12 protein-coding genes and 1 pseudogene are annotated in these 15,120 nt (G+C 66.0%); 10 read left to right on the top strand and 3 right to left on the bottom strand.

Going from position 1 to position 15,120, the window contains the following annotated elements:
- Nucleotides 1–6: 6 nt before the first annotated feature.
- Entirely contained in the window at nt 7–2,568 is a 2,562-nt protein-coding gene (locus G6N58_RS25135; protein ID WP_115282077.1) for a cation-translocating P-type ATPase, read from the bottom strand.
- 193 nt (nt 2,569–2,761) lie between these two features.
- Here G6N58_RS25135 and G6N58_RS25140 point away from each other — a divergent pair, with 193 nt between their 5' ends.
- The 8 genes from G6N58_RS25140 (at nt 2,762) to G6N58_RS25175 (ending at nt 9,303) form a co-directional block, all read left to right on the top strand.
- Nucleotides 2,762–3,190 (top strand): Hsp20/alpha crystallin family protein, encoded by a 429-nt coding sequence (locus G6N58_RS25140; RefSeq protein WP_115282076.1) that lies wholly within the window; start codon nt 2,762–2,764, stop codon nt 3,188–3,190.
- A gap of 89 nt (nt 3,191–3,279) precedes the next feature.
- Nucleotides 3,280–3,522, top strand: coding sequence for a DUF1876 domain-containing protein (locus G6N58_RS25145; RefSeq protein WP_232067994.1), 243 nt, complete (start codon nt 3,280–3,282; stop codon nt 3,520–3,522).
- A gap of 12 nt (nt 3,523–3,534) precedes the next feature.
- Complete coding sequence (locus G6N58_RS25150; RefSeq protein WP_115281061.1) at nt 3,535–5,583, top strand: erythromycin esterase family protein; 2,049 nt, start codon at nt 3,535–3,537, stop codon at nt 5,581–5,583.
- Nucleotide 5,584: 1 nt separating this feature from the next.
- Complete coding sequence (locus G6N58_RS25155; RefSeq protein WP_232067995.1) at nt 5,585–6,562, top strand: 1-phosphofructokinase family hexose kinase; 978 nt, start codon at nt 5,585–5,587, stop codon at nt 6,560–6,562.
- 82 nt (nt 6,563–6,644) lie between these two features.
- Nucleotides 6,645–7,289 (top strand): hypothetical protein, encoded by a 645-nt coding sequence (locus tag G6N58_RS25160; RefSeq protein ID WP_308213298.1) that lies wholly within the window; start codon nt 6,645–6,647, stop codon nt 7,287–7,289.
- Nucleotides 7,286–7,429 (top strand): hypothetical protein, encoded by a 144-nt coding sequence (locus G6N58_RS25165; RefSeq protein WP_163908403.1) that lies wholly within the window; start codon nt 7,286–7,288, stop codon nt 7,427–7,429. Before G6N58_RS25160 ends, G6N58_RS25165 begins: the two co-directional genes overlap by 4 nt.
- Before the next feature lie 157 nt (nt 7,430–7,586).
- Nucleotides 7,587–7,748, top strand: coding sequence for a hypothetical protein (locus tag G6N58_RS25170; protein ID WP_163908405.1), 162 nt, complete (start codon nt 7,587–7,589; stop codon nt 7,746–7,748).
- 52 nt (nt 7,749–7,800) lie between these two features.
- Nucleotides 7,801–9,303, top strand: a complete 1,503-nt coding sequence (locus G6N58_RS25175) for a WS/DGAT/MGAT family O-acyltransferase (RefSeq protein WP_115281058.1) — start codon at nt 7,801–7,803, stop codon at nt 9,301–9,303.
- On the opposite strand, the gene G6N58_RS25180 is transcribed toward G6N58_RS25175, so the two are convergent.
- Together G6N58_RS25180 and G6N58_RS25185 are read right to left on the bottom strand one after the other, a co-directional pair.
- Nucleotides 9,221–9,934 carry a universal stress protein gene (locus G6N58_RS25180; protein WP_163908407.1) on the bottom strand — a complete coding sequence of 238 codons (714 nt, stop codon included), beginning with the start codon at nt 9,932–9,934 and terminating at the stop codon, nt 9,221–9,223. The two genes, G6N58_RS25175 and G6N58_RS25180, sit on opposite strands and share 83 nt — an antisense overlap.
- Nucleotides 9,931–10,731, bottom strand: coding sequence for an adenine nucleotide alpha hydrolase family protein (locus G6N58_RS25185; protein WP_163908408.1), 801 nt, complete (start codon nt 10,729–10,731; stop codon nt 9,931–9,933). Before G6N58_RS25185 ends, G6N58_RS25180 begins: the two co-directional genes overlap by 4 nt.
- Nucleotides 10,732–10,928: 197 nt before the next feature.
- On the opposite strand from G6N58_RS25185, the pseudogene G6N58_RS25190 reads away from it, so the two are divergent.
- A pseudogene (locus G6N58_RS25190) lies at nt 10,929–11,609 on the top strand (dienelactone hydrolase family protein); the annotation flags it as partial.
- Nucleotides 11,610–11,614: 5 nt separating this feature from the next.
- Nucleotides 11,615–15,118 (top strand): trehalose-phosphatase, encoded by a 3,504-nt coding sequence (gene otsB, locus G6N58_RS25195; RefSeq protein WP_232067996.1) that lies wholly within the window; start codon nt 11,615–11,617, stop codon nt 15,116–15,118.
- Nucleotides 15,119–15,120 lie beyond the last annotated feature (2 nt).

Here is a 15,120-nt window from a genome sequence, read left to right on the forward strand (position 1 = left end):
CGGTGGTCACTTTCTTCGTAGCGCGAGGCGCTTGTAGAGCGCGTCGGCGACCAAGACCGCGGGCACAGCACAGACTGCCACCGCACCGCCGACCACCGTCGGTCCCGCATGGTGAAGCAGGTTGGCTACCGGCGGCACGTAGAGCATCACCAGCAGCAGCAGGAGTTCGACGCCGACGGCGACCATCAACAGCGGATTGGTGGACACGGGCTGCTTCCACGCCGGGCTGCGAGAACTCCTGCACACGTAGGCATTCGCCATCTGCCCGAACACAATGGCTGCAAAAGCGGAGCCCGAGGCCGACAGCACAACACTGCCGACGGGGAACGGTAGACCCGGCCGCCATCCGACAGCTGCGAACGTTGCCACGAACGCCGCCAGAGCGATGACGGCCTCAACCGGCCCGAGCACCCCGAAAGCACGTGTCAACACCGAGCGGTTCAGCAGGCGGCCACCCACGGGTGGACTCTGCAGCGTTCGCGGACCCGGGGGCTCGGCGCCAAGAGCAAGCGCAGGCAACACATCGGTCCCGATGTCGAGCGCGAGGACTTGCAACACACCGATCGCCAGCGGAAAGTGACCCGCCGACAACGCCCACACCAGAAAGGGAGCCAGTTCGGCCACATTGTCGGTCAAGTGGTAGGTCAGGAATCGGCGAATATTTATGAAGGTGGACCGCCCCTGCTCGATGGCGGAGACGATCGTCGTGAAATCGTCGTTGAGCAGCACGACATCTGCAGCCTCCCGTGCGACGTCGGTACCGCTTCGTCCCATCGCGACACCGATGGCAGCTTCCCGCAACGCCGGCGCATCGTTGACCCCGTCCCCGGTCATCGCCACCACGTGACCACGTTGCTGCAGTGCTCGTGCGATCGCGAGCTTCACCTCGGGTTCAACGCGGGCGACCACGACCCCGTCGCGGTCCAGCAGTTCTCCCAGAGCTCCGAGGTCGGTGGGAAGTTCGTGCCCCAGCAGAGCCCGGCCCGACGTCATCAGGCCCACATCCCGGGCGATGGCTTCCGCAGTGTGGGGATGGTCGCCGGTGATCATGGCAACCCGGATGCCGGCGGACCGACACGTATGCAGCACAGCCTCGACGCCGTCCCGCGGTGGGTCTTCCAGCCCGATCAACCCCAACAGTTCGAGACCGTGCTCCCCCTCGGCGGCCGTGGCCGGCAGTCCCTCCCCAGCCTCGAGGTCCCGCCCGGCGACCGCGAGCACGCGCCGCCCGCACCCGGTCAGTTGCGCCAGGGCCGCACTGGAGCCGGAGGTGTTGTGGCACAACGGGATGATTGCTTCGGGTGCACCCTTCACGAACACCCGCCGATCGACCACGACCGACATTCGGCGCCGCCTCGGGTCGAACGGGAACCGGACCGATGGCTCTGCCATCATCGCCGTATCCACCCCCACCCTCTGCGCAAAAGCGTCCAGCGCCGCCTCCATGGGGTCGCCATGTGCAGTCCACATCCCGTCGACGAGGCGGACCCGGCCCGTTGAACAGGAAACCGACGCCATGGCCAACGGCGCAAGCGCCCGCCGCGACTCGGGAGAACCGCGAATTGCCGCCGCCACCGGGGCGTAACCCGCACCGTCGATGCAGACACTGCCCGCCGCGGTCCAAACCTGTACCACTGACATCTGATTCAAGGTCAAGGTGCCGGTCTTGTCGGTGCAGATGAATGTCGTCGAACCCAGAGTCTGGACTGCCTCCAGATGCCGGACCAGGGCATGCCTGCGGGCCATCCGCTGGGCGCCCATTGCCAACGACAGCGTCACCGTGGGCAGCAGGCCTTCCGGAACCACCGCCACCGTCACACCCACGGCGAACAGGAACCCGTCTGTGGCCGGCATGCCCACCAGACAGGCCAACCCGAAGAAGCAGACTCCCACCGCGGTGGCCAGGCCCGCGATCAGCCTCGACATCCGGGAGAGCTCGCGCCGCAACGGCGTCAACGTGGATGGCTCCTGTGCGGTGAGCCGAGCGATTCCGGCCAACCTGGTGTCGGCCCCGGTCGCGGTCACACGCGCTCGGGCCTCCCCCTCGAGCACGAAGCACCCGGCGAACACCGTCTCGCCCACCGCCGGATGTTCCGGCACACTTTCACCGGTGAGCGTCGAAGTGTCGACAGACAGCGCGGTCACCCCACAGATACTCATGTCCGCAGATATCCGGTCACCCTCGGCAAGCACGACGACATCGCCAGGCACCAACTCATCAGCGTTGATGTCCCGTAGCCGGCCGTCGCGGATCACGTGGGCGAGCCGCGGCAGCATGCGCCGCAACCCTTCGGCGGCATGCTGAGCCCGTTCTTCCTGCGCGAAGGCGAACAGACCGTTGATCACCACCACCACGATGATCGCGGCACCGAGCTGGGGCATTCCGGCGATGAATGCCAGCACCGCCGCGCACCAGAACAAGAACGCGAAGAGATGACCCATCTGTGCAGCCAGGCGCACGATCCAGGGCGTGGCCGGGGGCAAGGGCATGCGGTTCGGCCCGTGCTCGGTCAACAGACGTGAGGCCTCAGCTGTGGTCAGCCCCCCAGTTGCATCGATGTCGGGCATCTGTTTCCAGCCGGGTAGCAGGTGTGGGCCGGCACGGCGGCGATACCCGGCCACCGCGTAAACGCTACGCACGGCCGCAAAGTCAGCGCACCGGACTATCTACCTGTGTGCCGAGGACTTCTGTCCCTAGTGCTACGCGCTGCCCGAATTGTTTGATTTCTCTCGGTAGCACCCGTACCCGAAAGGAATGATCATGGGCAATCTTGCTGTTCAGCAACACCGCTCGTTCTGGCCCGAGCTCACCGACTTCTTCTCCGGCCTGCCGGCGTGGTCGAACCTGCGACCGACTCTCGCCGGCCACCTCATCAAGGTCGAGGACGAGGTCAAAGACGGCAATTACCAACTGCAGGCCGAGCTCCCCGGAATGGACCCCGACAAGGATGTCGAGATCACGGTACGCAACGGTGTGCTCACCATCAAAGCGGAGCGAAGTGAGAAGAAGGAATCCAACGGCCGGTCGGAGTTCTCCTACGGTTCCTTCATGCGGTCTGTGACGCTGCCGGCCGGCGCCGACGACGAGGGCATCAAGGCCGGCTACGACAAAGGCATTCTGACCGTGACGGTACCGCTGAAGGAATCCCCGATTCCCGAGAAGCACGTCACCATCGAATCGTCGAAGTGATACCGCCGGTGGTCCCGGCCCGTCCGGACCGGGACCGCCCGCAGCAGTGATTCGAATCCGGAGGCATTGTGCACCAACACTATTGGAAGGTGCATCTCAGCACCGACGAAGAGGATGGGCGCACCACCGCAACCGCCCGCCTGCACTGGGCGGAGCGAACCGTGGTGGGTCACGGTGTGGCGCGCTGCAACCCCTCCGATCGCGACGTCGCGGACATCGGCGCCGAACTCGCTGCTGCGCGGGCGCTGTCGGATCTCGCCGGACAGTTGCTTGATGTCACGCGGCACCACATCGAGGCCACCACCAATGCGCCCGTCCACGGATTGCGCTGAGACGAGAACACCATGACACGCACCACAGACCCCACCACCCGCGGTGAACCACGAAGGGTTTTTCAGGACCGGCGGGAAGCCGGTCGCATTCTGGCGGGCCTGCTCACTGCATATCGCGACCGAACCGACGTGGTGGTCCTCGGCCTCGCGCGAGGGGGTGTTCCGGTCGCGTGGGAAGTGGCGGCGGCGCTCCGGGCGCCCCTGGACGCATTCATCGTGCGCAAACTGGGAGCCCCCGGTCACGAGGAATTCGCCATCGGCGCGCTGGCCCGGGGTGGGCGGGTGGTGGTCAACGATGACGTGATCCGTGCTCTGCGGATCACCCCGCAGCAACTGCGGGATGTCTCCGAGCGCGAGGCCCGCGAACTGTTGCGGCGGGAGGCCGCGTACCGCGGCGAACGACCACCTGCCGACGTGGCAGGCAAGACGGTCATTCTCGTCGACGACGGACTGGCGACGGGATCCAGCATGTTCGCCGCAGTTCAGGCTCTCCGCGATGACGACCCGGCCGAGCTCGTGGTGGCGGTCCCCGTTGCTCCCGAGTCGACCTGCCGGGCACTCGCCGAGGTGGTCGACGACGTGGTGTGTGCCAGCATGCCGACCCCGTTCAACGCCGTCGGCCAATCGTTCTGGGACTTTCGGCAGGTCAGCGATGACGAGGTGCGGCGACTGCTGGCCACCCCCACCACGGGGGCCTCGACAGCCGAACGACTCCTCACCCGGACCCCCGCACACGCCGTCGCCGACTGTGCTGTGGACGCACCCAACGGGGTGCCTCCCACCGAGGCCCTGGAAGAACTCATCGGCGATGCCCGTATCGTCCTCATCGGTGAGAGCTCTCACGGGACCTACGAATTCTATGCCGCACGCGCTGCCGTCACGAAGTGGCTGATCGAGCACAAAGGCTTCAGCGCCGTTGCGGCCGAGGCGGATTGGCCAGACGCCTATCGGGTCAACCGATACGTGCGGGGCCTGGGCTCCGACCGTTCGTCCGAACAGGCGCTGCGCGGCTTCGAGCGATTCCCGGCGTGGATGTGGCGCAACACGGAGGTGCGGGATTTCGTCGACTGGCTGCACCGGCACAACATGCACTGCCGAGCCGCCGGTACGGGACTGACCGGGTTCTACGGATTGGACCTCTACAGCCTCCACAGGTCGATGCAGGAGGTGGTCCGGTACCTCGAGAACGTGGATCCCGTTGCTGCGGAAAGGGCTCGTTCGCGATACGCCTGCTTCGATCGCACCGCCGGTGATGACGGCCAGACGTACGGATTCGCTGCGGCGTTCGGCGCCGGGCTGTCGTGCGAGAAGGAGGTTGTCGCCCAACTGACCGACATGCACCACAACGCTCTCGAATTTGTACGCCATGATGGCATGTTGGCTCAGGACGAACTGTTCTACGCCACCCAGAACGCGCTGACGGTCCGCAACGCGGAGCACTACTACCGTGCGATGTTCGGCGGACGGGTGACCTCGTGGAACCTACGCGATCGACACATGGGCCAGACGCTGCAGGCTCTGATGACCCACCTGGAGCGCAACGGCGGCACTCAGACACCCCGAATCGTCGTATGGGCCCACAATTCCCACGTCGGTGACGCCAGGGCCACCGAAGTATCCGCCGACGGCCAACTCACGCTCGGCCAGCTGGCCCGAGAGGCGTACGGAGACGACGTCCGTCTGATCGGTATGACGACCTACTCCGGGACCGTGACTGCGGCCAGCGAATGGGGCGGACCGGCCGAGCGGAAAGCCGTCCGGCCGGCGCTCAACGGCAGCGTGGAGGAGCTTTTCCACGAAACGGGGCGGGAGGCCTTTCTGATCTCTCCCAGAATCAGTCGAGCGGCCGACGAACCTTTGGCGACGGTGCGGCTCGGACGGGCGATCGGTGTCATCTATCAGCCTGCAACGGAACGACAGAGCCACTACTACCATGTTCGTTCCAGCGACCAGTTCGATGCCATCATCCACATCGACCGGACCTGCGCCCTGGAACCCCTCGAAACGACCAGCCGTTGGACCGCCGGTGAGACGCCCGAAACCTACCCGTCCGGTCTGTGACGTGAGCCCAGCACCTGGTTCAGTCGTCACGCTGACCATGAATCCCGCACTCGACATCACCACCGAGACCGAGACCGTCCGATGCACGGAGAAGATGCGTTGCGGCACAGCGCGTTATGACCCCGGCGGTGGAGGCATCAACGTGGCCCGGGTGATACAGGCGCTGGGCGGTACCGCCACGGCCGTGTTCCCGGCGGGTGGCACCGCTGGGACCCACATTCTCGAGTTGCTCCGCCGGCGCGACTCCCCGACGTGGCCGGTGTGGATCGACCGCCCGACCAGGGAGAGCTTCACCGTCAACGAACTGTCGACCGGCAAACAGTACCGGTTCGTCCTGCCCGGACCCGCCATGACCGCCGATGACCAGGAACGTTGCCTGAACGCTCTCCGCGGAGCGGCGGAAGGTGCGAGGTACGTGGTGGCAAGCGGCAGCTTGGCACCCGGACTGTCGCCGGACCTGTATCAGCAGGTGGCGGAGCTCTGTGCGACGCTCGGAGTGTCACTGATCCTCGACACCTCCGGGCGGGGCCTGAGGAACATCCGGTCGAATGTATTCCTGCTCAAGGCCAGTGTGCGGGAGATCGAGGATCTCATGGGTCGCGAACTGCCGGACGATCAGACGCGGGTGACGGCGGCGCGCGAGATCATCGACCGGGGTATCACCCGGATGGTCCTGATGTCCTGCGGCGCGGCGGGTGCCCTGCTGGTCCGCGCCGACCGCGCACAGAGATTTGCTGCAGTCCCTGTCACCGGCCGCAGCGGTGTGGGAGCGGGCGATGCCATGGTGGCCGCGGTGGTCACCGGCCTGAGCCGCGACTGGTCCATGGAGGAGTCGATGCGCCTCGGCATCGCCGCGGGAGCCGCCATGACACTGACACCCGGTACCGAGGTGTGCCGAATCGAAGACGTCGAGCGCCTCTTCGACACCGCGCCGCATCCGGAGGCCATCGAAGTGCAACGCCGAACACCCGCGAGCTGAGGTCTTTCGACCCTCCCGCGGTGCCGGATCACGATGACAGGGTGGGCCAATGGGAAAGTACAGACCGGTTCTGGCAGCAGCCATGGCAGCTCTGTGGGTCGACACGGTGTACCGCAGCTTCCTGCGGCCCGAGATGTACACCTGGGGTGCCACCGCGGACGAAATCGCCGCAGATCTGCCCGGGGACGAACTGATCGCCGGCGATGCGGCGATACGAACCACCCGGGCTGTCACCATCCCGGCGCCCGTGAGCGAAGTCTGGCCGTGGCTGATCCAGATCGGTGAGAACCGCGCCGGTTTCTACAGCTACTCGCTGCTGGAGAACATGGTGGGAGCCGATATCCACAACGCCCGTGAGATCCGTCCGGAGTGGCAGAACCTGCGTACCGGGGACACCGTGTGGTTGGCCAGCAAGTACGGTCCGGACGCGCGGCAAATCGTCGCCGACATCAAAGTCAATTCGCACCTGGTGCTGGTCTCACCCGGGGACTATGAGCGCCTGGCTTCGGGTGAACCGGTCACCGGGTGCTGGGCATTCATCCTGCACGCCGACCGGGGTGCCACCCGCCTGATCGTCCGAGGCACCGGTGGTTTGGCCGGCCGATTCTGGTTCGACATACCGCATTTCGTCATGGAGCAGAAGATGCTGCGTGGTATTCGCGAACGGGTGCTCAGGGACCACAGCACCACGAACTTGTGTCGCGTCGCCGCGATTGCCCATGGATGAGCGATGACAGGCGCCCACCGCACGGCCCCGTGGTGGGCGGTGTGCTCGACTCGCAGGCCGCGCTGTGTGCGGCCGAGTTCGCGGTCGACCAGGCACGCGATCGTGGGTGCAGCCATCAGCGCCCGCGGCAAGCCGGTTGATCTCGATGTGGCAATCGTGGACGGGTCGCCGATCGCAGTCGCACTCGCCCATCGAGCACACAGCTCCGTGTACTGGTGCGAGGGGGGTCACCGACGTCGGCGCTGTCGGTCGAGATGGCGTTTCGGGAAGCGTTACCCGGATGTGCACGCATTAAGCGTGCTCGTCGCGGACACGCTGTCCGAACTCCGAGCGCCACAGGGTGAGCAGAACACGGTGATGATCATCGGAGCCGACGAGGCGGATCTCATGACCGCAGGCCTGCGGGATCACCCGCCCGCGGCCCCGCTGACGTGGTGCTGCACCGTCGTCGCCCGATGAGCGGCGACGGAGGCCTCCGGTCCCGTGGTCGAGTGTCTTTCGGATCTTCCGAATGACCGCATCCGCAGTGATAGTGGGGGACATGGAGCAGTTGTCTGCCCTCGACGCAGGATTCCTCGAAGCCGAGGACGCAGATCCACACATCAGCCTCGCCATCGGCGGGATCGCCATCCTGGACGGGCCCGTAGAACCGCAGGATGTGCTCGTCGCGTCGCTGACCGACCGTCTGGCTGCCATTCCCCGATTCACCCAGGTGCTGCGTGTGCACACCCTGAAGTACAAAGCGCCGCAGTGGGAAACAGATCCGAACTTCGACATTCTCCGCCACGTCCGGCGCGTCGCTGTTCCCGCCCCGGGGGATGACGGCGCACTGTTCGATCTCGCGGCCGACATCATGGCGCACAGGTTGGATCGGGAACACCCGTTGTGGGAATGCTGGATCATCGAGGGGTTGGAACACGATCGCTGGGCCATCCTGATGAAGCTGCACCACTGCATCGCCGACGGCATTGCCGCCACGAACACCCTGGCTGCACTGTTCGACGACGGTTCAGCGGCAACGTTCGCCGACCAGATCCACGGTGCGGGTCCCGCGCACGACACCCTTCAATGCAACGACAAGGATCCGTACCCGGTTCGGCTGCTCCGCTCGGCATGGCAGACGACTACCGGACTCCCTCGCCAACTGATCCGCGCGGGCTCTGGAGCACTGTGGTTGACGGCTGAGATCGTGCGCCCGTCGAAGTCCTCCCTCACCGGTCCCCTCGGTTCCCTGCGACGGTATCGAGCGGTGCGGGTGCCGCTGCCCGATATCGAGCAAATATGCGCGGCGTTCGAGGTGACCGTCAACGACGTTGCGCTGGCAGCTGTCACCGACGGCTTTCGCTCAGTTCTGCTGAGTCGCCACGAATCACCCGGACAAGCGCCCATCCGCAGCCTGGTTCCCATATCGACCCGGCGCCTCGATGCCCTGGGCAGCATCGACAATCGGGTCTCAGCGATGTTGGCGCATCTGCCTGTCGACATCGACGACCCGGTTCTGCGGCTGGCCGAGGTGCACCGGCGCCTGTCGGTGGGCAAGCACGGTGGACAGCCACAGGCCACCGCCATGTTGATGCAGGTGTCCCGGTTCGTTCCGTTCGCCTTGTCGGGATGGTTGGTGCGACTGCTGACCGCGATGCCGCAGCGCGGCGTCGTCACGTTGACCACCAACGTCCCCGGTCCGCGCGATCGTCACACCCTCAACGGGCACACAGTGCAACACCTGCTGCCTATGCCACCCATCGGTCTGGGGCTTCGGACGGGCGTGGCCATGCTCACGTATGCCGACGAGTTGGCATTCGGAGTCACCGCCGACTGGGACACCAGCCCGGACCTCGACCTCTTCACCACACGCCTGCAGCGGGCCATCGATCACCTCGTGGCCGCCAGCCACCTCGCGACTATCCCGACCGATGTGACGAAGCGGTATGTCACCGATCGCCGTCGCCGCAGCGCGGCTCACCGTCGGCCCTCACCACCAGCATCGAACACCGGTAAGGGCACCCGTGGATGAGGGAATCAGCCGGGTGGCCGGACTCACCGAGATCCAGGTGACGTCCGCTCACCACAGCCAGCCGGGTCGGTCTCACCTCACTGCGGTGCTGGGCCACACCGCGGTCTGCGGAGACCAATTCCACGGATACGTCCGGGAATCGACGTATCCAGCTGTCGATTCTGCGATCGATCTGGCGGACGGTCATACCGCGTATGCGGCCCTGATTCATGGCCTGGCAGACCACCACGTCATTGTCCGATTCGTCGTTCAGCACCACCGAAACCACACCGTCGGTTTCATCGATATCCGGTCTGATGACCGCCACGGTGCACGCAGCACGTCGGGCCAGTGCTGTCGCTGTCGGGCCCAGGGCGTATCCCATACCTCGGCCACCGGCGCCGATGCAGAGCATCGAGGCCTGCATGGACCGGTCCAGCAGCACCTCCACCGGATCCCCGACATCGGTGACATCCTCCGGATCCGACAGCTCCAGCAGCCGGCCCGTCCGCCTCTCTGCGGCACCGATGACACGAACCACCAGCAGGTCGCTGAGTTGCCAATTCGCTTGCGCTCTCGCCCATTTCAAGGCGGCACGCGAACCGGGTGATCCGTCGAAACCGACCACTACCGGCCGGCCGGTGGCACTCACGCGCCCACGGCGGTGAGGTCCGCTGCGGCCGGACGCTCTTTCGACACCACCGCTGGCGTATCGGGCAGCACCAGTACCGCGAAGTCCGCCCGGGGGGCCACAACTGGAGTTCGCACCACGATATCCACGATCATCTCGGCAGCGTCCGCTTGTAGCACCACAACGTGCCGGGCGTTCGGTGCCTGCGCAATCAGCACTGCCACATCCGCCGCCCAGGGCATGGCCCACACCTCGAGGTCGGAGCCGCCCGCCCGCCGATCAAGCTCGAGCACCAGTTGCTCTGGATCCTGGCCGGGTGGCGCCAGCACCATCACGGCCGCAGATCGCAGACGTGCCTCTGCCACCGCCGCGCGCCACACCGCCTCTGCGGCGTCGCGGGAGTGCATCACGGCGAGCACCCACCGGTCATCGGAGCACATGACAGGCCGGTGGCCGACAATGGCCACAGGCACCGGCACGCCGCGCAGCGCCTTCAGCAACCGCCCACCGCGTATCGCCTCGGTGCGTCCCAGACACACCAGCGACGCCGAACCGGACAACGTGGCGCACATGGTTGCGCAACCCTCCACACGGACCTCGGTCTTCACCAACGCACGCGGATTCGTGTTCTTCACCAGCGATGCGGCAGAACGCAACTGCAGCCGTGCTGCGCCCAACCGCTCGTCGAGCTCCGGAGCATCCGGGTCCACGACCGCCATGAGCAGCAGCCATGTACCGCGGCCGACGGATTCGTCGACTGCCCACTGCGCTGCTTCCAGTGACGCTGCCGACCCTTCGACGACAACGACAACCGGCATCGTGCCCATGCTCATCACAATGCCTCCGAACTGTCCGCACACTCAGCTTCTGGTCACACTATGGCGTTCCACATGGCCCCGCTGAGGGCGTTGGTCCGGCGGTCGAGGGTCGTTGGTCCCGTCCTCCTGACAGGGGACCAAAGACCGTATCGGCCGGCCCCACGACGCGGAACACTCGGAAGATGGCAACGCCGCTGGACGCACCGATCCGTGACGTCGAGGTCTCCGTGTCCGCTGGGACGGTGTCCCTTGCCGGGCACCTGGTCATACCCCGCGGCGCCACGGGCACGGTGATCTTCGTACACGGCAGTGGCAGCAGCCGGCACAGCCCCCGTAATCGCTTCGTCGCCACCGTCTTGAACCGGGCCGGTTTCGCCACCCTGCTGTTCGATCTGCTCACCATCGAGGAGGAGCGGGACCGGGCACGTGTGTTCGACGTCGACGTGTTGGCTTCCCGGTTGATCGCGGTGACCGAGTGGACCCGCCAGCAGCCGGAGCTCGCGCACCTGCCGATCGGGTACTTCGGTGCGAGCACCGGCGCAGGCGCCGCTCTGATCGCCGCCTCGGACCCCCGTGTGCCCGTGGCCGCGGTCGTGTCGCGTGGCGGCCGACCCGATCTCGCCGGCGCGGCGGCGCTGGGCCGGGTCCGGGTGCCGACCCTGCTGATCGTGGGTGGCGACGATCACCCGGTGCTGGAACTGAACAGGTCGGCGCGAAACCTCTTGGGCGGCCCGTCGGCGCTGACCGTGGTGCCCGGGGCGACACATGTCTTCGAGGAACCCGGCACTCTGGACGCAGTCGCCGACGCGGCCTGCGGCTTTCTGCGCACCCATCTCCGCAGTCCGGACGGCCCGGTGACCCCAGGGCCGACCCACTGACCACGGTGGTCACCATCGATCCGCGCCGACACGACGCGGTGGTTCTGGAGGTGACGAACGCGGCTGCCGCCGCCACCTTCGTGCAGGACCTGTGCTGGACCGGTCTGACGGTGGGCTCGTTGCGCGATCACCCGTCCGCTCCGGTCGAACGCACCGTCGTGGTCAGCGACTCACCCGAGATCCTGGCGGCCGGCCGGTCACGGGGGTGTGCACTGGTGATCGGCGTGTGCGACGACGGCGCAGCCGACGAGTTGCTGCAGTACGCCGACTCCGTCGTCGGTGACCTCACCGAGATCGACATCCGCACCGGCGACGTCCCCGCCGGGCGGCTGCCGGACGCCCTGTCGTCGCGGGTGGCACTGTTCCCCCTCCTCGCACGCCGAAAGCCGCTGGTCTGCTTGGATTTCGACGGAACGTTGTCGTCCATCGTGGCGGACCCCGGCTCGGCCACCCTGATCGACGGGGCCGCCGAGACGCTCGAACATCTCGCGTCGCTGTGCTCCGTGGCAGTGGTGAGTGGGCGCGATCTCGACGATGTGCGTTCACGCGTCGGTGTTCCCGGTCTCTGGTATGCAGGCAGCCACGGTATGGAGTTGGCCGGTCCCGACGGTCAGACCTACCGGCCACCCGTGGCGGCTGTCGCCGAGCACAAGCTGGCAGAGGCAGCTGCGCAGCTTCAGGTCCGCTTGGCCCACGTTGCCGGAGCGTTGGTCGAAGCCAAGAGGTACTCCGTTGCCGTGCACTACCGCGCCGTCGAGCGATGTCACCACCACGAGGTGCTGGAGTTGGCGGCGGTGTGCGCGCGGCAGCTGGGGTTGCGCCAGGTACACGGACGTAAGGTCGTCGATCTGCGCTGCGATCTGGACTGGACCAAAGGTACTGCGGTGCGCTGGATGTGCAGCCGTCTGCCCTCCCGCGAACGCGTCCTGCCGATCTACATCGGCGATGACCTCACCGACGAGGACGCTTTCGACGCGGTACAGATGAGCGGAGTCGCGGTACTCGTGTGCCACAACGAAGACGATGGACGTCGGACGGCAGCGCGGTTCACCGTCGGTGGGCCGACTGAGGTGTACGCGTTCCTCCGATTGCTCGCCGACTGGCTGGAGCAGTCCCAACACACAGACTCGGCGTGGACCTTCGGATTCGACGGCTACGATCCCACCGCCGAGCGGCTCCGCGAAGCCTTGTGCGCCGTCGGAAACGGCTATGTGGCCTCGCGCGCGGCTGCGCCCGAATGCCGCGCCGGCAGTCTGCACTACCCGGGAACCTATGTCGCCGGCATCTTCAACCGGCTCGACGACAGGGTGGGTGGGCAGTCCACGCAGCACGAGAGCGCGGTCAACCTGCCCAACTGGTTGCGATTGACGTTCCGCATCGAAAACGGGCCGTGGTTCGACATCGACAGTGTGTCGGTGTTGTCCTACCGCCTGAGTTTTGATCTCCGTGCCGCGGTGGTGCGCAGGGAACTGATATTCCGCGACGCCGCGGGTCGAGAGACCTCGGTGGAGCAGGACCTCTTCGTCTCGATGCATGACGCTCACCTCGCGGTCCTGACGACGCGGTTGTCGCCCCAGAATTGGTCTGGCACAGTGGAATTCCGATCGACGATTGACACTGATGTGCGCAACGGTGCCGTCGAGCGCTATCGAGAACTCAATAGTGTGCATCTCGCGCAGATTCGTGCCGAGTCCGGTGACGACGACATCGCCGTCACGGTGGTCAAGACCACGCAGTCCGGGGTGACCGTGGCGCTGGCCACCCGGACCTTCATCAGCGACGACGTGGGGCCGTGCAGACGTCATGTCGTCCGCGAGGCACGCGAAGTCGGGCACTGCTTCGCCGCGGAGGTGACCGCTGATCGGGCGGTCTCGGTGGACAAGGTCGTCTGCATCGTGACCAGCCGCGATGTCGCGGTCTCCGATCCTGCCGACCACGCGGTACGCGCGTTGAAGCGACTTGTCGATCCCCGAGATCTCCGCCGCGCCCACGAACTACGCTGGGACCATCTCTGGGAACGGATGCTCATCGAATTCGACGGTCACGCCGAACAATTGAGGGTGCTCCGATTGCATCTGTTGCATCTGTTACAGACGGTTTCCCCCAACACCGCTGACTCCGACGCCGGTGTTCCCGCGCGTGGGCTGGCGGGCGAGGCCTACCGGGGGCACGTGTTCTGGGACGAGCTGTTCATCCTGCCCGTGCTCAACCTCCGTTTCCCCGCCATCACCGCATCTGCGCTCCGGTACCGCTACCGGAGACTGGGTGAGGCCCGGCAGGCAGCCAGGAACTCCGGGTATGCGGGCGCAATGTTCCCGTGGCAGTCCGGAAGTGACGGACGGGAAGAAAGCCCGCGAATGCACCTCAATCCACGTTCAGGACACTGGAATCCGGATCCCAGCCACCGCGCTCATCATGTGGGCATCGCGGTGGCCTACAACGTGTGGCAGTACTACCAGACCACCGCCGACGTGGCATATCTCATCGATTTCGGCGCCGAGATGCTCGTCGAGATAGCCCGGTTCTGGGTGAGCCGCACATCCTACGACGTCGGCAGGAAGCGTTACTGCATCAATGGTGTCATCGGTCCCGACGAGTTCCACACGGGCTCTGCCGAGCACCCATTCGAAGGCATCAACAACAACGCGTACACCAACGTGATGGCGGTGTGGGTGATCATCCGCGCCGGGGAGGCCCTCGACCTCCTGCCGCTTCCCGCCCGGCTCGATCTGCGCGAGAGGCTCGGAATCACCGATTCCGAGCTGCTCCGATGGGATGACGTCAGCCGGAACATCTTTGTGCCCTTCCACGAGGAGATGATCAGCCAGTTCGAGGGTTACGAAAATCTGCAGGAGCTCGACTGGACGTCCTACCGAACCCGCTACGACAACATCGGCCGTCTGGATCGGATCCTGGAGGCAGAAGGCGACGACGTGAACCGCTATCGAGCTGCCAAGCAGGCCGACGTGTTGATGCTCCTGTATCTGCTGTCATCCGACGAACTCCGGGAGATCCTCGGCAGGCTCAGATATCGATTGGATCCCGACCGCATTCCGGCCATGGTCGATTACTACCTGGCCAGGACCTCGCACGGATCCACCTTGAGTGCCGTTGTCAACACGTGGGTCCTGGCCCGGGCCAACCGTGATCGGGCCTTGGACTTCTTCGATCAGGTCCTGGCCTCCGACGTCGCGGACATCCAGGGCGGCACCACCGCTGAAGGGATCCATCTCGCGGCGATGGCCGGAAGCGTGGATCTGGTGCAACGCTGCTTCACCGGTCTGGAGACCCGCTGTGACCGCTTGGTGCTGTCTCCGTCCTGGCCGAAAACGGAGCCTCCGTTGGCCGTGTCACTGCACTATCGCGGGCAGCATCTGCATGTCCGCGTAAGTGGACGCGGCGCCCAGGTCAGCGCGGAGTTCCGTCCGGACGCAGTGCCGGTGCTGATCGAATGCCGGGGTCGCGTCGCCTCACTGATGCCGGGCCAGACGCTGACCTTCGAGGCCTGACT

Source organism: Mycolicibacterium tokaiense, assembly GCF_010725885.1.
Classification (GTDB): Bacteria; Actinomycetota; Actinomycetes; order Mycobacteriales; family Mycobacteriaceae; genus Mycobacterium; species Mycobacterium tokaiense.